This is a genomic window from Sphingobium cyanobacteriorum, assembly GCF_030580935.1.
Classification (GTDB): Bacteria; Pseudomonadota; Alphaproteobacteria; order Sphingomonadales; family Sphingomonadaceae; genus Sphingobium; species Sphingobium cyanobacteriorum.
Genome location: NZ_JAUQOM010000001.1, coordinates 447,008 through 465,840 on the forward strand (window position 1 = coordinate 447,008; position 18,833 = coordinate 465,840).

At 64.2% G+C, this 18,833-nt stretch carries 14 protein-coding genes and 1 tRNA gene; 6 read left to right on the forward strand and 9 right to left on the reverse strand.

All coding sequences use genetic code 11. The annotated features are described in order from the left end of the window. Positions 1 to 23: 23 nt before the first annotated feature. On the forward strand, positions 24 to 4,280 hold the full coding sequence (rpoC, locus tag Q4610_RS02130) for a DNA-directed RNA polymerase subunit beta' (protein WP_304534363.1): 4,257 nt from the start codon (positions 24 to 26) through the stop codon (positions 4,278 to 4,280). Between the two features lie 222 nt (positions 4,281 to 4,502). Continuing rightward, positions 4,503 to 4,576 (forward strand) — tRNA-Gln (locus Q4610_RS02135). Between the two features lie 383 nt (positions 4,577 to 4,959). Here Q4610_RS02135 and Q4610_RS02140 read toward each other — a convergent pair. The 4 genes from Q4610_RS02140 to Q4610_RS02155 form a co-directional block, all read right to left on the reverse strand. Next, entirely contained in the window at positions 4,960 to 6,036 is a 1,077-nt protein-coding gene (locus tag Q4610_RS02140) for a hypothetical protein (protein WP_304534364.1), read from the reverse strand. 124 nt (positions 6,037 to 6,160) lie between these two features. Then, entirely contained in the window at positions 6,161 to 6,454 is a 294-nt protein-coding gene (locus tag Q4610_RS02145; protein WP_304534365.1) for a hypothetical protein, read from the reverse strand. 85 nt (positions 6,455 to 6,539) lie between these two features. Beyond that, on the reverse strand, positions 6,540 to 7,277 hold the full coding sequence (locus Q4610_RS02150) for an anti-sigma factor (protein WP_304534366.1): 738 nt from the start codon (positions 7,275 to 7,277) through the stop codon (positions 6,540 to 6,542). Continuing rightward, the gene (locus Q4610_RS02155) at positions 7,270 to 7,794 is read right to left on the reverse strand and encodes an RNA polymerase sigma factor (RefSeq protein ID WP_304534367.1); all 525 of its coding nucleotides are present in this window, start codon (positions 7,792 to 7,794) and stop codon (positions 7,270 to 7,272) included. Before Q4610_RS02155 ends, Q4610_RS02150 begins: the two co-directional genes overlap by 8 nt. Positions 7,795 to 7,956: 162 nt before the next feature. On the opposite strand from Q4610_RS02155, the gene Q4610_RS02160 reads away from it, so the two are divergent. Next, positions 7,957 to 9,441: a S8 family serine peptidase gene (locus tag Q4610_RS02160; protein WP_304534368.1), complete on the forward strand. Its 1,485-nt coding sequence runs from the start codon at positions 7,957 to 7,959 to the stop codon at positions 9,439 to 9,441. A gap of 111 nt (positions 9,442 to 9,552) precedes the next feature. Continuing rightward, on the forward strand, positions 9,553 to 9,717 hold the full coding sequence (locus Q4610_RS02165; RefSeq protein WP_304534369.1) for a hypothetical protein: 165 nt from the start codon (positions 9,553 to 9,555) through the stop codon (positions 9,715 to 9,717). 652 nt (positions 9,718 to 10,369) lie between these two features. Here Q4610_RS02165 and Q4610_RS02170 read toward each other — a convergent pair. From Q4610_RS02170 to Q4610_RS02190, 5 genes are all read right to left on the reverse strand, one after another. Next, entirely contained in the window at positions 10,370 to 10,849 is a 480-nt protein-coding gene (locus tag Q4610_RS02170; protein WP_304534370.1) for a PilZ domain-containing protein, read from the reverse strand. 47 nt (positions 10,850 to 10,896) lie between these two features. Next, positions 10,897 to 12,516: an NAD(P)/FAD-dependent oxidoreductase gene (locus Q4610_RS02175; protein WP_304534371.1), complete on the reverse strand. Its 1,620-nt coding sequence runs from the start codon at positions 12,514 to 12,516 to the stop codon at positions 10,897 to 10,899. Beyond that, entirely contained in the window at positions 12,513 to 13,811 is a 1,299-nt protein-coding gene (locus Q4610_RS02180) for a PepSY-associated TM helix domain-containing protein (RefSeq protein WP_304534372.1), read from the reverse strand. Before Q4610_RS02180 ends, Q4610_RS02175 begins: the two co-directional genes overlap by 4 nt. Positions 13,812 to 13,826: 15 nt before the next feature. Next, positions 13,827 to 15,863: a TonB-dependent receptor family protein gene (locus Q4610_RS02185; protein ID WP_304534373.1), complete on the reverse strand. Its 2,037-nt coding sequence runs from the start codon at positions 15,861 to 15,863 to the stop codon at positions 13,827 to 13,829. Positions 15,864 to 16,014: 151 nt separating this feature from the next. Continuing rightward, on the reverse strand, positions 16,015 to 16,422 hold the full coding sequence (locus tag Q4610_RS02190) for a DUF2946 family protein (protein WP_304534374.1): 408 nt from the start codon (positions 16,420 to 16,422) through the stop codon (positions 16,015 to 16,017). A gap of 105 nt (positions 16,423 to 16,527) precedes the next feature. On the opposite strand from Q4610_RS02190, the gene Q4610_RS02195 reads away from it, so the two are divergent. Beyond that, positions 16,528 to 16,938 (forward strand): MerR family transcriptional regulator, encoded by a 411-nt coding sequence (locus tag Q4610_RS02195; protein ID WP_304534375.1) that lies wholly within the window; start codon positions 16,528 to 16,530, stop codon positions 16,936 to 16,938. A gap of 41 nt (positions 16,939 to 16,979) precedes the next feature. Continuing rightward, a complete protein-coding gene (locus Q4610_RS02200; RefSeq protein ID WP_304534376.1) occupies positions 16,980 to 18,782 on the forward strand; it encodes an acyl-CoA dehydrogenase C-terminal domain-containing protein in 1,803 nt (600 codons plus the stop codon). The last annotated feature ends 51 nt before the right edge of the window (positions 18,783 to 18,833 follow it).

An 18,833-nucleotide genomic window follows, 5' to 3' on the forward strand; every position in this document is an offset into this window, starting at 1 on the left:
GCGACAAAAATGAGGTTAAATCGATGAACGAACTGACCAACTTCGCCAATCCGGTCGCCAAGCCGGAAACCTTCGACCAGATCCAGATCGGCCTTGCCTCGCCGGAGCGCATCCGGTCCTGGTCCTTCGGCGAGATCAAGAAGCCGGAAACGATCAACTATCGCACGTTCAAGCCGGAACGTGACGGCCTGTTCTGCGCGCGCATCTTCGGTCCGATCAAGGATTATGAATGCCTGTGCGGCAAGTATAAGCGCATGAAGTACAAGGGCATCGTCTGCGAAAAATGCGGTGTCGAAGTCACGGTGAGCAAGGTGCGCCGCGAGCGCATGGGCCATATCGAACTGGCCGCGCCGGTCGCGCATATCTGGTTCCTGAAATCGCTGCCCAGCCGCATCGGCCTGCTGCTCGACATGCAGTTGAAGCAGCTTGAGCGCGTCCTCTATTTCGAATCCTATATCGTCACCGAGCCGGGCCTGACGCCGCTGGAGAAGTTCCAGTTGCTGACCGAGGACGAACTGCTCGACGCGCAGGACGAATATGGCGAGGACGCCTTCTCCGCCGGGATCGGCGCGGAAGCGGTCAAGCAGATGCTGATGGACCTCGACCTGGAAGGCGAGAAGCAGGCGCTGCTGGACGAGCTGGCCGTCACCAAGTCGGAACTCAAGCCCAAGAAGATCATCAAGCGGCTGAAGGTCGTCGAGAGCTTCCTGGAATCGGGCAACCGGCCTGAATGGATGATCCTGGACGTTGTGCCTGTGATCCCGCCCGAACTGCGTCCGCTGGTGCCGCTCGACGGTGGCCGCTTCGCGACCTCGGACCTCAATGACCTCTACCGCCGCGTCATCAACCGTAACAACCGCCTGAAGCGGCTGATGGAACTGCGCGCGCCGGACATCATCGTCCGCAACGAAAAGCGCATGTTGCAGGAAGCCGTCGACGCCCTGTTCGACAATGGCCGTCGTGGTCGCGTGATCACCGGCGCGAACAAGCGTCCGCTGAAATCGCTGTCCGACATGCTCAAGGGCAAGCAGGGCCGCTTCCGCCAGAACCTGCTCGGCAAGCGCGTCGACTATTCGGGCCGTTCGGTCATCGTGACCGGCCCTGAACTCAAGCTGCACCAGTGCGGCCTGCCCAAGAAGATGGCGCTCGAACTGTTCAAGCCGTTCATCTACGCCCGCCTCGACGCCAAGGGTTTGTCCATGACCCTGAAGCAGGCAAAGAAGTGGGTCGAGAAGGAGCGCAAGGAAGTCTGGGACATTCTGGACGAGGTGATCCGCGAGCATCCCGTGATGCTGAACCGCGCGCCCACGCTCCATCGCCTCGGCATTCAGGCATTTGAACCCGTGCTGATCGAGGGCAAGGCGATCCAGCTTCACCCGCTCGTCTGCTCGGCCTTCAACGCCGACTTCGACGGCGACCAGATGGCCGTGCACGTTCCGCTGAGCCTGGAAGCCCAGTTGGAAGCGCGCGTGCTGATGATGTCGACCAACAACATCCTCAGCCCTGCGAACGGCAAGCCGATCATCGTGCCGTCGCAGGACATGGTGCTGGGCATCTATTATCTGTCGATGGAACGCGAAGGCGAGCCGGGCGAAGGCATGCTGCTGTCCGACATGCAGGAAGTGCATCAGGCGCTGTTCGCCAAGGCCGTGACCCTGCACAGCAAGATCATCAGCCGCGTGCCGCAGACCGACGAGGCCGGCAACCCCTATATGAAGCGGTTCGAAACGACGCCGGGCCGCATGCTGCTGGGCGAAACCCTGCCCAAGTCGCACCGCGTCCCCTTCGACGTGGTCAACCGCCTTCTGACCAAGAAGGAAATCGGCGACGTTATCGACCAGGTCTATCGTCACACCGGCCAGAAGGACACGGTGCTGTTCGCCGACGCGATCATGTCGCTGGGCTTCAAGCATGCGTTCCAGGCCGGCATCAGCTTCGGCAAGGACGACATGGTCATTCCTGACTCGAAGGAAGGCACCGTCGCCGAAACCAAGGCGCTGGTGGCTGACTATGAGCAGCAATATCAGGACGGCCTGATCACCCAGCAGGAAAAGTACAACAAGGTGATCGACGCCTGGAGCCGGTGCGGCGACGTGGTGGCGAACGCCATGATGGACGAAATCCGCGCCCAGCCCAAGGACCCCAAGACCGGCCGGCTGGCGCCGATCAACTCGATCTACATGATGGCGCATTCCGGTGCGCGTGGCAGCCAGGCGCAGATGAAGCAGCTTGCGGGCATGCGCGGCCTGATGGCCAAGCCGTCGGGCGAGATCATCGAGACGCCGATCATCTCGAACTTCAAGGAGGGCCTGACCGTCCTTGAATATTTCAACTCGACCCATGGCGCACGCAAAGGCTTGGCCGACACCGCGCTCAAGACGGCGAATTCGGGCTACCTGACCCGCCGCCTGGTGGACGTGTCGCAGGATTGCACCGTCGTCGAGGAAGATTGCGGCACCGAAAAGGCGCTGGAGATGAAGGCGATCGTCCAGGGCGGCAGCGTCATCGCTTCGCTGGGCGAGCGCATCCTGGGCCGCACCACGGCGCAGGACATCGTCGACAGCAAGGATGGCAGCATCGTCATCCCGATCGGCACGCTGCTGGACGAAGCCATGATCACCCAGATCGAGGCGATCGGCACCCAGGCGGTGAAGATCCGCTCACCCCTGATCTGCGAAAGCAAGATGGGCGTGTGTGGCAAATGCTATGGCCGTGACCTGGCCCGCGGCACCCCGGTCAATATCGGCGAAGCGGTCGGCGTCATCGCGGCGCAGTCCATCGGCGAACCGGGCACGCAGTTGACGATGCGGACCTTCCACATCGGCGGCGCGGCGAACTTCAACGAAACGTCGAACCTGGAAGCCATGTCGGACGGCACGATCGAGCTGCGCGACATGCCGACCATCACCGACAAGAATGGCCGCCGCCTGTCGCTCGCCCGCAATGGCGAGATCGCGATCATCGACAGCGAAGGCCGCGAACGCGAAACGCACCGCCTGCCCTACGGCGCCACCATCCTGATTGCGGATGGCGACCCCGTGGCGAAGGGCGAGCGCTTTGCCGAGTGGGATCCCTTCACCATGCCGGTGATCACGGAAAAGCCGGGTATCGTCAAATATGTCGACCTGATCGACGGCAAGACGCTGGCCGAACAGACCGACGAAGCCACCGGCATCGCCCAGCGCGTCGTCACCGAACATCGCGGCGCCGCCCGCACCAAGGAGGATCTGCGTCCGCGCCTGACCCTGCTGGACGATGGTTCGGGTGAAGCCGGCCGCTACATGCTGGCCGTCGGCGCGACCCTGTCGGTCGATGACGGCGCCCAGGTGCAGGCCGGTGACGTGCTGGCGCGTGTCAGCCGCGAAGCGGCCAAGACCCGCGACATCACCGGCGGTCTGCCGCGCGTCGCCGAACTGTTCGAAGCCCGCAAGCCCAAGGACAATGCGATCATTGCCAAGGTGTCGGGCCGCGTCCAGTTCCTCAAGGATTACAAGGCGAAGCGCAAGATCGCCATCAATCCTGAGGATGGTAGCGAGCCGGTCGAATATCTGATCCCCAAGAGCAAGGTCATCGACGTTCAGGAAGGCGACTTCGTGAAGCGCGGCGACAATCTGATCGGCGGTTCGCCCGATCCGCACGACATTCTGGAAGTGCTCGGCATCGAGCCGCTGGCCGAATATCTGGTCGCCGAAATCCAGGAAGTCTATCGCTTGCAGGGCGTGAAGATCAACGACAAGCATATCGAGACGATCGTTCGTCAGATGTTGCAGAAGGTCGAGATCATCGAGTCCGGCGACACCACGCTTCTGGTGGGCGAGCAGGTCGACCGCGAGGAAATGGACGAGATCAACAGCAAGCTGGCGCCAGGCTTCCTGCCTGCCGCGGGCAAGCCGGTGCTGCTGGGCATCACCAAGGCATCGCTCCAGACCCGTTCGTTCATCTCGGCGGCGTCTTTCCAGGAAACCACCCGCGTCCTCACCGAAGCGGCGGTTCAGGGCAAGAAGGACACGCTCGTTGGCCTGAAGGAAAATGTCATCGTCGGCCGCCTGATCCCGGCGGGTACGGGCGCTGGCATGAACCGGCTGCGTGTGGCGGCTTCGTCGCGTGACGCGGCACTGCGGGCGGCGCTGCGCGCCTCTGCCCAGGTCGACCTGATCGCGCCGAAGAGCGCGGCGGCCGAACATGCCGCCGAACTGGCGCAGGGACCGGAAGCGGCGATCGGCGACGATCCGCTGGGCGCCGTGCAGGGTGAGGATTTCACCACGCAGGACATGGACTGACCCCTTACAAGCATGGGCGCCGCCGCCTATATAGGCAGCGGCTCCCATGCCCGTCGCGCCCGCAAAGGTGCTGACGATATGCCCGCCGGATGCGCAAAGCGCCCGGCGGGCTTTCTTTTTCATGATGCCGGAAAAGTGCGACAAACAGTGGCACAAGGCGCTTGACGAGGGATGATTCCCCGCCTATCTGCGGCCTCCCAGGCGCGCTGCGCCAAGGATTGATGCCCGATCCTCTAATGGTAAGAGAGCGGACTCTGACTCCGTCAATCAAGGTTCGAGTCCTTGTCGGGCATCCACTCAACCCTATAGAAATCAGCGACTTCTGTTGAGCGACACGGTCACTCGTGGCCAGTTTCATGCTGTATTTGAATTTCGCGTTTTTCCGCCGTTTTTCGAGCATTTCTGCGCGTTCCCGGTCACTCCATGCAACATGGATGCGACATGAAAAGCCACCGCTTGCCCCCCTAAAACCGGCCAGGGAGAAGTCGCGATTCCTCGCCGAAGGAGTTGCGCAGGCCCATGGGGCGTCGATGCGGCCTCTGGCCCTTCACCTGCGGATGGACGCTCCTCTTGGAAAGGATATGTCGCCGCTATTAACCCATCTGAACCCGGCGCACGGCGGCACATATTCGCAATGCAGAGAGGGTAATGCAGAATGCGTGGCCCCTGCCAAATACCGTCAGAACAACCTGTAGCTGATCGACAGGCCAGCGCCATAACGCGCGCTGTTCTGGTTCGTGCCGACCAGGCCGTAAGCGGTCATGTTCCATCGCGGCGACAAACGGATGCTTGTCCAGCCAGTGACTTCACTCGATGGCGTACGGCCGGCAAATGTCGATTGCTGCCAGTCATAATCCGCGCCCAGGCTGATCCCCTTTGCCGCACTCAGGCTGAAACCGCCGCCAGCGCCCCAGGTCGACCGGATCGTCGAGCCATCCGGCTTGCCAGCAAATTTGCGGCGTCCGTGCAGGTAAAAGCTGAACTTCCCGATATCCTTCACCAGGTCCGCCGCGATCGTGACATCGACCTTCTTCGTGCCCAGGCGCTTCCGGCGGGACGCTGTGGGAAGCTTCACGCGGGCTGTCGGTTCGAAATAGAAATCGCCGCCGAGATCGAAACTATAGGTCGCGGCCACGTTGACATCGCCAAAGCCGCTCCTGCGCTGCATTGCGGACGCGATCGTTCCAACAGGCGTCGTCCCGCCCCCCGTACCGCCGGTTCCAGCGCCATCGCCATCATCATCGTCATCGGAGCCATTGTCATCGGAGCCGCCGCCACCGCTGCCGCTATTGCCCAGGCCGCCCTTGTCGTCGATGACCGCACCGTCATCCTCATCCTCGACCTCGATGTCGCTGCCGGACGAACCGCCGCCATTGGAACCGCTTGCCCCGCCTGATCCTCCAGACTGCGCGCCATTATTGGTCTTGTCGCGCCCTTCCGGTGTCTGAAGCAAGGATGCCGGCCCCTCGACCCGGACCCAGGGCACCGAAACGCGCAGCTTGAGGCCGCCCCGCTTGTAGGTCACTGCGACAGGCGCTGAATAGACTTTCGTATCCTGCGTATCGCCATAGTCGCCGGTCGAGAAGTTCAGTCCCGTCGAAAGACGCAAGCTTGAACTTATGGTGCCGGCTTTCTGTTGCGTGACCGGCAGGCTGCCGGGATCGGACGGGGCAGCGTCCCGCGCTGCCACCTGTGCCGGTAATGCGCCGACACATATGAAAGCCGCCGTCGCTCCCCAATAACGAAAATATGCCATGATATTCCCCCCCGGACTGGACTTTGTAACGCCGATACACAGTTGGCAATGTTGATTTACAGGACAAACAGCCCCGACCGGGTTGCGATCCCTGTCGAGGCTGCCGCCTGATCCCTCTATCCTGTCAGATTTTGGGATCATCCGCGCCACGACCACGGCGACCGCCCAGGGTGTCGTCAGCGCCGCGGCCACGGCGGCCGGAAGCGGTGGTGTCATCGGCCCCGCGGCCAGCTTTGGCCACGACATCGTCTGCGCCGCGTCCGCCACGGATATGGCCGACCGGATCGTCAGCGCCGCGCCCGCCACGCACATGGCCGACCGGATCATCGGCACCACGACGCGCCATCGCCACGCCGGAAGTCGCCAACATCGCCACAGCAGAACCGGCAACGATCAAGGTCTTGTAAAACTGCGTCATTTCAAACTCTCCCGCATCGACTACATCCTGTCATCAGGACAAATGGACAACGGGACGGCTGGAGACTTATTCCCCAGCATCGAAATTATTTTCCGATTTTTTTCCATTCAGTCGAAAGCAGCATGTCTTCTTCCTCTTTGCCGAGCGGATCGGACATGCCCAGCCGGGTGTAGGCCGCGTCGAGGGCCGAACTGTCCTTTCCGCCGGCCGTGCGGATCTGGTCGGGCGCGTCCTGCGCCGCAGGCGCGTTGATGAAGGCTTCGAGCGTCCAGTGCCGCGCGTCGCGGCAGGCGATCCCTGTTCCCGCCGATTGCCCGCCGTTGCGGACAAATTCCCGGCAGTAGCGGCCATCTGCAGCTATCGCGGTCAGTTGTGGCGTGATGGTTTGTCCCTTGCCCAGATCGCCGGGCTGACCGGAAGGAAGATCATCCAGCATCGCGACGACGGCTGGTTCCATGTCATTGCCCGTCATGCCTGGCAGGACAACCAGCAGGAAGGCCGCCGCGGCGGCGGCGGCCGCGCCCAATGCCGGCCACTGCCAGCGCCGCCAGCCCGGCCTATTGTCGTTGCTGGCGACGATGCCTGGCGTCGCCGTTGCAGATGCCGTGGCGATCGCGGCCTGAACCGATGCGGTCAGGGACGTGGGAACAGGCTCGTCGAACGCCTGCCGCAGCAAGGCGTCATTGGCCGTGAAGCGTTCGGCGCGCTGCGCCAGTTCCGGTCGCGTTTCCAGTTCCTGTTCGAACGCGGCCATCTGCACCTCGTCCATCGCGCCATCCAGATAGGCCATCAACCGATCATCGTCTGTCGTCCAATCACCCATTTCCATCGGTTCCGTTCACATAGGCATCGATAGCGCGCCGCGCGCGCGCAAGGCGGCTCATCACCGTCCCGATCGGAATGTCCAATAGGCCTGCGGCCTCGCCATAGCTTTTGCCATCGAACACGACGAGCGCCATCAGCGCACGCTGGTCGTCGGGCAGCCGGGCGATCGCCGCGCGCGCCCGCTCAAGCGCGGACCGCTGTTCGACGATGCGAACACCGTCATCACCCTTGACCGACGCCATTTCATCCACATCGATTTCCTGCCCGCGCGTTTTCACGCGTCGCGCGCGATCGACATGCAGATTCTGGGCGATGCGGTACATCCAACTGTCCAGCCGTGTGCCAGGATCGAACAGATGCCGGCGCGACAGCGCGCGTTCCACTGTCGCTTGGCACAGATCGTCGCCGCCATCCCTGGACCTTGCCATCACCACACAAAATCTCCGCAGTCGCGGGAGCAGCGCCACGATCTGATCGTTCAGATCAGGCGGCGCATCGTCCCTGCGTGCCATCATCTATCCACTCCCCCTCAACGGTTCAGGCCGATCTTTATTCCCGTAGCGTGAAGAATCCGCACAAGCCCCGATGGCTTGTTTATCGACAGAATGCGTGACCGGGAATAAGCTTCGCACATCTGCGTTGTCGTCGGGATGACAGGCGGATGAAAGAAGAGGGCGATGCATTCCCATAGACAAGGATGGCCTCTCAAGGCAGCCCTGGCCGGGGCGATCCTGATCGGCATCGCGCCGGTCGGCGGCAGTTTCGCCAAGGATGGGCGGGACGGCGAAGCCGCTGCGGATCGGGCGGACAAGGCTTTGGAAAAGGCAGCCCGTGATGCATCGCGCGCGGAAGAGCGCGCCGCGCGAGAGCAGTCGCGCTATATGGATGAGCGTGCCAGGATCATGGATCGCGCAGTGCGAGAGCCGGTCAAGGCGCAGGAAGACCTCGCAAAACTGGACGCTGACAGGTCGAAGGACCAGGCGAAGGCGGCCGAAGATGCCGCCAAGGACAGTGCCGATCTCGCCAAAGACCTCGCCAAGGCGCAGGAGGATGCGGCAAGGGCGGCCCTTGACAGTGCGCAGGATGCAGCCGACGACGATCAACTGCTGGGCGACAGCCGCGACATGCGCGACCTTGGCGAGGCGGAAAGTCCTGAGTTCGATGAACGTGGCTTTCCCGTCCGGCGGGGTGAGATCGTCGCGCTCGACCTGAAAGTGGGGAGCCGCCAGCCCCTCGAACAGGCCGGCTTCACGATATTGGGGGGCGAGCATCTGTCCGCCATCGGTGGCGATGTCACACGGCTGGCCGTGCCGGAAGGCGTCAGTGTCGGCAATGCCTTGCGCCGGGTTCGGGAGATCGACCCTGACGGCACGTTCGATTACAGCCATTATTACGGACTGCAGATCACCCCGTCAGGCTCTGGCGGACGGCGCGCCACGGGCAGTCTGACCCGCCATGCGGGCAAGCTGACCATCGGCATGATCGATACGGCCGTCATGGACCATGCGGCCTTGCGCGGCGCCACGCTGACCGTTCACGATTTCGGCGGTTCGCCGGATACGGCGCCTGTCGAGCATGGGACGGCGATCGCATCCCTGCTGGTAAATGACGGGGCCAGCCAGCTTTACGTGGCCAATATATTCCGCGGCGGCGCCGACCGTCCTTACACCTCCGCCGAGTCACTCGTTCGGGCGCTGGAATGGATGGTCGCCAACCATGTGCCGGTGGTCAATATCAGCCTTGCCGGGCCGCCAAATGCGATCCTTGACCGGCTGGTCGAACGGACGATCGCGAAGGGTACGCTGATTGTGGCGGCGGCGGGGAATGGCGGACCATCCGCGCCGCCAGCCTATCCCGCGGCCGTTCGCCCCGTCGTCGCCGTGACGGCAGTGGATGGACGAATGCGCGTCTATCGCTACGCCAATCAGGGCCGCTACATCATGGTGGCGTCCAACGGCGTCGATGAACCGGCGGCACAGGCGAAGGGCGGGATCGGCCGATTTTCGGGCACCAGCTTTGCCACGCCCCATGTCACGGCATGGATGGCGCGCTGCCTTCAGGGGCATGATGGCGCGACCTGCATCAGTCGTCTGCGCGAAAGCGCGCGCGATCTGGGACAGCCGGGTTTCGACAGGGTCTATGGTTTTGGCTATGTGAAATAGATTGGATCGAGAAAAATATTCCGGCTGCGGAATAGGCCTGGGCGTAACCCGTTGTCCTCAGGCACAGGGCGGGATGATCCCGCATCTGGCATCAGCAAGGGTTCAAGCACCATGAAGAAAATCTGCACCGCCGCCGTGATGGCCGCCATTGCGCTCACGGCAAATCTGTCCGTCGTGTCGGTCGCCAATGCCGGCGAAGGCCATTGGTCCATCGGCAAGGGCATCCAGTGCCGTCTGGTTGGCTTCCGCGTGGTATGTGGCAAGACCCGGCCGTAATTCCTGTCGGGTGCTGTCCGAATACGAACGGCACCCGATTATTCCGATCAAGCATATGAACAGCCTGACATGCACTCTTGATCCACCATGACAGTTAAACGGAAAAAGGCAGACCTTTAAAACCGGGCATGGAAATTGGCCGGGGGTGATATCAAAGAGTAGCGATGCAAAAGCGTGCGACAGAAGCTATCTTAATAGCTCAAGCGCAAACCTCATATTGGCCAATAAGCCGATGGCTGCCCATGAGGGCACTGATCGCCAAGGTCGCGCGACATGCCATTCGTCATCCGATTAGCAGAAGCCCTTGGCTTCCGCGCGTCGAAGCCGCCCCAGATTTGGGTCATGGCGCTGCGGTTCTGCGGAGCGCTTGCCATGTTCAAATCGACCGTCACCGGGCCGTCATCCCTCCATTCCCGCGCGCTTGAGCGCCAGTTGCGGCCAGTCATGATGCCGGGCGCATGGCGAAAGAACGCATCCAGAATGCCATGTCGCGCGCAGGCCCTGGACGGTCGGGTCGGGCGATCGATGCCACCTCTGACCAGGACAAGGGGGGCAAGCTCCACCGATCGTCGGCCAACGAGGTGATGGCCGGAAATCAGCCGAGCAATCGGGAAATCGCAACCGACAGAGCCAGCATAGCCGCGACCATGCCTCAGGCGCCGATCAGGATGAGCATGGCGAGCAGCAATGTGGCAAGCAGGATCGCCTTCATGCGGATATGGGCGGACATGCGCGGTTCGGTTGCCGGCGCGGGCGGTGCCTTAGCCACGGCAGGCTGGATGGTCCTGGCCGGAAATGCGCCGCTGACAACGGTGCCGGCCTGTTGCGTCCGGGCGAACTCCTCGGCCGAGAGGGGCGCGTCGAAATGGCAGCCCGCCCGGCTTTCTTCTATCCAGATGACCCGTGCAAGGCGCGCGCCGACACCGGCCAGGCCGATCAGGATCGCTTCGCCCCGCGCCATGTCGGGCACCCCGGCAATGCGGCAGCCGGTGATCGAGACATCTTCCAGCAGGACATCGACCGGCACGCCGTCATCGGCGCGCAGGGTCGAGGGCCGATGCACGTCCTGCCGCCGGGCGGCGCGATAAAATCGATGCAATTGCGTGCGGTAAGGGCCAGTCATGTCGGGCATGACTGTGGCAGTGCATCCTTAAGGTCGCATAAACATGGGTGGGCGGTTCAGCCCAGCGCGGCCATCGCCACGGCCTCCGCCACCTTGATGCCGTCGATCGCGGCCGACAGGATGCCGCCGGCATAGCCCGCCCCCTCCCCCGCCGGGTAGAGGCCGGTGACATTGAGGCTCTGGAAATCCTTGCCGCGCGTGATCCGCAACGGCGAGGAGGTGCGGGTTTCCACGCCGGTCATCACGGCATCGGGATGGTCATACTGGGCCAGTTGCCGCCCGAACACGGGCAGCGCTTCCCGAAATGCGTCGATCACGAAGCCGGGCAGGCACTGGGCGAGGTCGGTCGGGGTCACGCCGGGCTGATAGGACGGCGTGACAGATCCGAGCCCAGTCGACGGGCGACCGGCCAGAAAATCGCCGACGGTCTGCCCCGGTGCCCAATAGGATGCACCGCCTGCGACATAGGCCCGTTCCTCCCAGTGGCGCTGGAAGTCGATCCCGGCGAGCGGCCCGCCGGGATAATCGCGGTCCGGGTCGATGCCCACGACGAGGCCGGAATTGGCGTTAAATTCGGCGCGGCTATACTGGCTCATGCCGTTGGTGACGACCCGGCCCGCTTCGGAAGTGGCGGCGACCACCCGGCCGCCGGGGCACATGCAGAAGCTGTAAACGGTGCGGCCATTGGCGCAATGATGGGCCAGACTATAGGCCGCCGCGCCCAGATCGGGATGGCCGGCGCACTTGCCGTAGCGGGCACGATCGACCCAGCTTTGCGGATGTTCGATGCGGACGCCGATCGAGAAGGGCTTGGCCTCCATATGCACGCCGCGGGCGTGGAGCATCGCGAAGGTGGGGCGGGCGCTGTGACCGACCGCCAGCACGACATGATCGGTGTCGATCACGCTGCCATCGTGAAGGACGAGGCCGCGCAGTTGCTGCGTGCCGTCGCCCCGGCTTTCCAGCACCAGATCGTCGACACGGTGCTGCCAGCGATATTCGCCGCCCAGCGATTCGATCTGCCGCCGCATCGATTCGACCATGGTGACGAGGCGGAAGGTGCCGATATGGGGATGCGCTTCCCACAATATGTCGTCGGGGGCGCCGGCGGAGACGAACTCCTCCAGCACCTTGCGGCCCAGGAAGCGCGGGTCTTTCACCCGGCAATAGAGTTTGCCGTCGGAGAAGGTGCCCGCCCCGCCCTCCCCGAACTGGACATTGCTGTCGGGGTCGAGCACGCCGCGCCGCCACAGGCCCCAGGTATCTTTGGTGCGTTCGCGCACCACCTTGCCGCGATCGAGGATGATCGGGCGGAAGCCCATCTGCGCCAGGATGAGGCCGGCGAACAGGCCGCACGGCCCCGCGCCAATGACGACCGGGCGCTGGCCCTGCCAGCCTTCGGGGACATGGGCGACGAACCGATAGGCCGTGTCCGGCGTCGGGCGTACATCATGGTCGGCCGCGAAGCGTGCCAGCACGGCGGCTTCGTCGGTCACGTCGAGGTCGAGCGTATAGACGAGCTGGATCGCGCTCTTGCGCCGGGCGTCGTTGCCGCGCCGGACCAGGCTGTGGCCGCGCAACTGATGCGGTTCGAGGCCGAGCCGCGCGCAGATGGCGGCGGGCATCGCTTCGGCTGGGTGGTCGAGGGGCAGTTTCAGGCCGGACAGACGGATCATCCGCCGCCCATAGTCCTTCCCGGCCTGAAAGGAAACCAGGCCCGCCGCATCCGCCCCGCCAGCCATTCGCCGCACAGGGCCGCGATCATGCTGAGGCCGGTGAGCGGAAAGAGCAGGCCGAGCGCCAGCATCAGCCCCGCCACCACCCGCAGCGCGCCGGGGCTGGCGGGCGGCGGCGTGGACAGGCCGCGCTTCCACCAGAGCAGCGGCGCGGTCAGGCAGAGCAGCAGCAGGCACAGGCAACCCGCCAGCATCAGCAGGCGGTTGGCCTCCCCATATTGCTGGCCCATATGGGTGGCGACGCCCCATTCCACCGCCTTCGCGCCAGGGCCGAACATGCGCCAGTCGATATCCTGCACCACGGCGCCGCTGGCCGCGTCGATGGTGATGGCGCGGGCGTCGTTAGCGCGGGTGGTGATCGCGCTGACCAGATAGGGCGCGCCGGGGCTGGCGGGCAGGAACAGCATATAGCCCGATGCCAGCCCGCGGCGCGCGGCGATGCCGGCCACCGCGTCGACGCCAATGTCCCCCGGCATGCCGGCGGCCGCGCCCCCTTCGCGCAGGGTCCAGGGCAGGGCGGCCTTCACCTGCGGCGCCCAGGGATTGACCTTCATCGCCGGGCGCCCTGCCCCGTTGGCGGCGATGATCGCGCGCAGCCCGCCACCCCACATATCGGTCCAGGGCATTCCCGTCACCGCCAGGAACAGGAGGACCGCCGCCGAGGCGAAGCCCAGGCTGCCATGCAGGTCACGCCAGAACAGCCGCCCGCCGGGCCTGCCCCGGATCGCCAGCGCGGGCTGGCCACGCCGGGGCCAGCGCAGATAGAGGCCGGTGATGCAGAGCAGGATCGCCCAGCCGGCCACCACCTCCACCAGACGATTGCCGACCGGGCCGGTCAGCGCCAGGCTGTGCAGGTCGCGGATGACCTGCATCGCGCCGCCATTGCGCATCCGGCCCAGGATCCGGCCGTTAAACGTGTCAACGAAGTTTACATCTGAATCGCCTTGCGCGGTACGGACGGTGACGCGCCAGTTTTCCGTATCGGCGGCCGGACGGAGCAACTGGATGGCCTTTGCGCCCGTGTTTCGTTCCACTATCGAAACGATATGCGAAGGCGGCAATTGCGCCTGCCCGGCATGCGCCGGCGCGTTCACCGGATAGAGCATCGCCTCCACTTCCGGCTTGTAGAGATAGAGCGCGCCCGTCACCGCCATCAGCGCCAGCACGGGCAGGACGATCAGCCCGGCATAGAAATGCCAGCGCCAGATCGCCCGATACAAACTGTCTCGCGTCATCGCCCGTCCCCTTGTTCAGAAACGCGCGCGCACGCCGGCATAGATGGCGCGACGCTCGACAGGATAGAAGGCGACGCTGCTGTCATTGGGGGTCGTGGCGGGATTGTCGGGCGCGTAGCGGACCAGTGCGCTGATATCGCCGATCGCGCGTTTCCCGGTCAGGTTGCGGGCGTCGAGGAACAGCATCACGCCGTCCCGCACCTGCGCCTGCGCGCCCAGGTTCAGCAGCGCATAGCCGCCCACCCGCTTGCTATTGGCATAGTCGACCCAGGCCCCCTGCGGCAGCCATTCGACCACGGGCGAGACGGACAGGCGTTCCGTACCCAGCTTCAGTTCGGCGCGATAGAAATGGCGCGGAATGACCGGGAGGCGGTTGTCGATGAACTGGATATCGTTGCGGAAGCGGAAGTCGCTATATTGATAGACCTGACGCAGGCTGGCCCAGGGCGTCAGGGTCAGATCCAATCCGGCCTCCAGCCCCTGATGCCGGGTGCGGTCGGCATTGAAGGTGGCGGCGGGGATGATGCCGGGCAGGACATTATATTGCAGCATTTCGCCGCTGATGTCGGCGCGATAGAGGCTGATGTCCCAGGCGGCGATGCCCAGGCGGCCGCGCGTGCCGATTTCGGCGGTCCACGCCTTTTGCAGGCCGACCGGGGTGAAGCCGGGTGCACCGCCCGTCGGCGTCTGGCTCAGTTCGCCGAAACCGGGCATTTCGACCGACCGGCTGTAATTGGCGTAGAACTGGACATTCTGCGACGGCTGGTACAGCAGGCCGACCTTGGGCGCGAAGGCGTCGAAATCCGCGTCGCCGCTGCGCAGGGGCGCGAAATGGTTGGTGATGCGGCGTTCGCCATGGCTGTAGAGGCCGCCGCCGATCAGCCAGACACCGGGCAACGGCGCGATGCGCACTTCGCCATAGCTGTTGATAGTTTGCGCCTTTTGCCGGACATTGGCGGTGATCGCACCGCTGCGCCCGCCGATATTGACGAACTGGCGGGCCTGCACGTCCCCGAACCGGGCCTGGCTGCCCAGCGTCAGTTCGACCGGCATCCCGCCAAGGTCGCCCGACAGGTCGAGGCTGGCGAAAACACCCCGGTCCTCCGACTTCTGATCGATGACCTGAAAGATCGGATGGAAAAGTTGCTTGGCGTTGTAGAACAGGCCGAAAGCGACGCTGCCCTGCCCCAGATCGATGGTGGTACGATTCTGGAGACGGATCGAATCGATATCGCGCGCCTGATCGCCGACGACATTGCCCTTGCGCGGATTGCCGAGCACGTCGGCCTGGTTGAGCGCCCCCGCCAGCTTCTGGCGAATCGTCTGGACGCTGGCATAGAAACGGGTTTCCATGCGGTCATTGAGTTTCAGGCCGACATTGCCGTTGAACCGCAATGCCTTGCGATCACCATGCACACGGTCGCTGTCGGATCGGTCGGCGGTCAACGCGGCCCAGGCGTCACCATGATCATCGGCATAGCCATAGGCGATCTTGCCGCGCAGCGTATCGAAACTGCCGCCGTCGATGCGGACTTCGGTGCCGGGCGCGCTGCGTCCGGTCGGCGTCACCGCATTGATCGCGCCGCCCAGCGTCGAACCGCCATAGCGCAGGGCGTTACCGCCACGATAGACCTCGATATGCTGAAAGACCTGCGGGTCCAGTTCCTGGAAATCGCCATTATCGTCTGCCGCGTTGATCGGGATGCCGTCCTGCAACAGGGTGAGGCCGCGCATATGATAGCCGCGCGACAGGCCCGATCCGCGAATCGATAGGCGCACCTCCTGCCCGAAGCGCGGCTGGGTATAGACGCCGGGCGAAAAGGCCAGCGCATCGCGCAGCGAGACGGCGAGCCTGTCATCGAAATCATCGGCCGAGACGAGATCGACCCCGCCGGGGGTTTTCTGAACGCGCGCGGCGGCCGCTTCGATGACGGGACTTGCGGTGACGATGATGGCGCTGTGTTCGGCATCGTCGGCAACAGCAGGGGTGGTGGAAAGCGCGAGAACAAGGGCGCACAGCGGCAGGCTGCGCGCGGCATGAATGGGACGCATGAGTCGGTAACTTTCTGAAAACAGGATATATGTGCGCACGCTCATCGAACCGGCCTGGTCCTGCAAAGACGGGAACAGGGTTCAGGCGGCAGGCGCCGGATTCCCGCCTATGCGGGAACAGGCCATCCCTGCCGGAGAGCGGATTTCGGGATCAGAAAGTCGCGGGCGGCCCGGATGAGGGCGGCGGGGGCGCGGCCAGGCGCGCGATCACCCCGGTCTTGAGCGCGAAGGCGATCGGGCCGAACGCCAGTTGCCAGGCGGGCAATGGCAGGTCGGCGGCCACCAGCGGCGGCACCAGCGGCTGAACCGAAGCGGCGAAGGGGCAATGTTGCTGGCCGGTCATGCCATCGTCGGGCTGACCATGTTTGCCGGGCGCTTCACCGCGCGGCACGACGACATTGACCGCCCCCTGCCCCGTGCAGAGCGTGACCATGACGCCGCTTTCGGTGCGTATCGGCATGAAGCCGGTCGGCGCGACCAACTGGACCGCCAGGACGAGCAGCGCCAGTGCGGCCAACAGCCCGCGTGCACCATCCGATTGCCTGATCGCCCCCATCATGCCGCTTCCCTAGCGGCGACAAGCCGGTCTGTCACCCGGACAAAAGACCCATGCATGCATCCACTCACCTTGACGTAAACGTCAACTGCCATTACATGGCTGTCCATGGACAAACGCAGCAGCATCGCCGGCATCGAACTGCCCGACCATAGCGACCGGCAGAGTTACAGCATCACCGACCTGTCCGACGAGTTCGGCGTGACCGCGCGCGCGCTGCGCTTTTACGAGGATGAAGGGCTGATCTCGCCGGAACGGCAGGGGCTGGCCCGCATCTATTCGCGGCGCGACCGCGCCCGGCTGGCCTGGATCCTGCGCGGCAAGCGCGTGGGTTTCAGCCTGACCGAGATTCGCGAGATGATCGACCTGTATGACGCCGACGAGGAACATGAGGCGCAGCGCCGCGTCACCGTGGACAAGTGCCGGGCGCGCATAGACCTGCTGACACGGCAAAAGGAGGATATCGACGCCGCCATCGCCGAACTGTCCAGCTTCGTAGCGACCATCGAACAGCGCTGAATACCGCCATACCCCTGAAAAAAATACCGCAGGAGAAGATCATGCCCAGCTATGCCGCCCCCGTTCGCGACACCCGGTTCGTGCTGGACCATGTGGTCGGGCTGGACCGCTACGCCAATCTGCCCGGTTTCGAAAATGCCACCCCCGACCTGGTCGAGGCGATCCTGACCGAAGGCGGCAAGATGGCGGCGGAAGTCCTGTTCCCGCTGAACGCGGTAGGCGACAAGGAAGGCTGCACCCGTCACTCCGATGGCAGCGTGACCACGCCGACCGGCTTCAAGGCCGCGTTCGACCAGTTCGTCGCGGGCGGATGGACCACCATCCATGGCCCCGCCGAATTTGGCGGCCAGGGCCTGCCCAGCGTGCTGGCGACGGCAGTGGACGAATATGTGCTGTCGGCCAACCAGGCGTTCGAAATGTATCATGGCCTGACCGCCGGTGCGGTCGCGGCGCTCATCGCCAAGGGCAGCGCCGAACTGCAGCAGCGCTACATCCCCAAGATGGTGTCGGGCGAATGGACCGGCACGATGAACCTGACCGAACCGCATTGCGGCACGGACCTGGGCCTGATCAAGACCAAGGCGGTGCCGCAGGCCGACGGCAGCTTCAGCATCACCGGCACCAAGATTTTCATTTCGGCGGGCGAGCATGACCTGTCGGCCAATATCATCCACCTGGTCCTGGCCAAGACGCCCGACGCGCCAGAAGGCAGCAAGGGGATTTCTCTGTTCGTCGTGCCCAAGTTCATGGTGGGCGAGGATGGATCGCTGGGCGCGCGCAACGCCGTGTCCTGCGGGTCGATCGAGCACAAGATGGGCATTCACGGCAACGCCACCTGCGTCATGAATTATGACGGCGCGACCGGATGGATTGTGGGCGAGGAGAATAAGGGGCTGGCCGCCATGTTCATCATGATGAACGCGGCGCGGCTGGGCGTGGGCCTTCAGGGGCTGGGCCAGGCCGAGGTCGCGTTCCAGAATGCGGTCCATTATGCCCGCGACCGGCGGCAGGGCCGCGCGCTGACAGGGCCCAAGGAGCCGAACGAGAAGGCCGACACGCTGTTCGTCCATCCCGACGTGCGCCGGATGCTGATGGAGGCCAAGGCGATCACCGAAGGGCTGCGCGCGCTGATCCTGTGGGGCGCGTTGCAGGTCGACCTGTCGCATCATGCCGCGACCGAGGAAGAACGCCAGACCGCCGACGACCTGATCAGCCTGCTCACCCCGGTCATCAAGGGATATGGCACCGACAAGGGATTCGACGTGGCGGTGGCGTGCCAGCAGGTGTTCGGCGGCCATGGCTATATCTGGGAAAATGGCATGGACCAGTATGTGCGCGACGCGCGCATCGCCCAGATTTACGAAGGCACCAACGGCGTGCAGGCGATGGACCTGGTCGGCCGCAAGCTGCCCATGAACGGCGGGCGGGCGTTGCAGGCTTTCCTGAAGATCGTGGCCGATGAAGTGGCCGACGCCAAGGGGCATGAGAAGCTGGGCGGCTTTGCCGAGGCGCTGGAAAAGGCCAGCGGGCAACTGGGCGCGGCGACCATGTGGCTGATGCAGAACGCCATGAAGAACCCGGACAATGCCGGGGCCGGCGCGCATCATTACATGCACATATTGGGGATCGTCGCGACCGGCCTGATGTGGCTGCGCATGAGCAAGGCGGCGGTCACGCTGCTGGAAGCGGGCGAAGGGGACGCGCAGTTCCTGGAGGCCAAGCTGGTGACGGCGCGCTTCTTTGCCGAGCGGATCATGCCCGATGCGGGATCACTGCGCCGCAAGATCGAGGGCGGTGCCGACGCGCTGATGGCGCTGGACCCGGACATGTTCCTGGCCGCCTGATCGGCAGGGCGCATGATGTGAAAAAAGGCTCCCATGTCGCCATGGGAGCCT

Excerpts from the sequence above, each read along its gene's own strand:
- Q4610_RS02165 (WP_304534369.1), top strand. The coding sequence starts at position 9,553 with ATGAAGAAAATCTGCACCGCCGCCGTGATGGCCGCCATTGCGCTCACG.
- Q4610_RS02160 (WP_304534368.1), top strand. The coding sequence starts at position 7,957 with ATGCATTCCCATAGACAAGGATGGCCTCTCAAGGCAGCCCTGGCCGGG.
- Q4610_RS02190 (WP_304534374.1), bottom strand. The coding sequence starts at position 16,422 with ATGATGGGGGCGATCAGGCAATCGGATGGTGCACGCGGGCTGTTGGCC.
- Q4610_RS02200 (WP_304534376.1), top strand. The coding sequence starts at position 16,980 with ATGCCCAGCTATGCCGCCCCCGTTCGCGACACCCGGTTCGTGCTGGAC.
- Q4610_RS02185 (WP_304534373.1), bottom strand. The coding sequence starts at position 15,863 with ATGCGTCCCATTCATGCCGCGCGCAGCCTGCCGCTGTGCGCCCTTGTT.
- Q4610_RS02195 (WP_304534375.1), top strand. The coding sequence starts at position 16,528 with ATGGACAAACGCAGCAGCATCGCCGGCATCGAACTGCCCGACCATAGC.
- Q4610_RS02170 (WP_304534370.1), bottom strand. The coding sequence starts at position 10,849 with ATGCCCGACATGACTGGCCCTTACCGCACGCAATTGCATCGATTTTAT.
- Q4610_RS02175 (WP_304534371.1), bottom strand. The coding sequence starts at position 12,516 with ATGATCCGTCTGTCCGGCCTGAAACTGCCCCTCGACCACCCAGCCGAA.
- Q4610_RS02180 (WP_304534372.1), bottom strand. The coding sequence starts at position 13,811 with ATGACGCGAGACAGTTTGTATCGGGCGATCTGGCGCTGGCATTTCTAT.
- Q4610_RS02140 (WP_304534364.1), bottom strand. The coding sequence starts at position 6,036 with ATGGCATATTTTCGTTATTGGGGAGCGACGGCGGCTTTCATATGTGTC.
- Q4610_RS02155 (WP_304534367.1), bottom strand. The coding sequence starts at position 7,794 with ATGATGGCACGCAGGGACGATGCGCCGCCTGATCTGAACGATCAGATC.
- Q4610_RS02145 (WP_304534365.1), bottom strand. The coding sequence starts at position 6,454 with ATGACGCAGTTTTACAAGACCTTGATCGTTGCCGGTTCTGCTGTGGCG.
- Q4610_RS02150 (WP_304534366.1), bottom strand. The coding sequence starts at position 7,277 with ATGGGTGATTGGACGACAGACGATGATCGGTTGATGGCCTATCTGGAT.
- rpoC (WP_304534363.1), top strand. The coding sequence starts at position 24 with ATGAACGAACTGACCAACTTCGCCAATCCGGTCGCCAAGCCGGAAACC.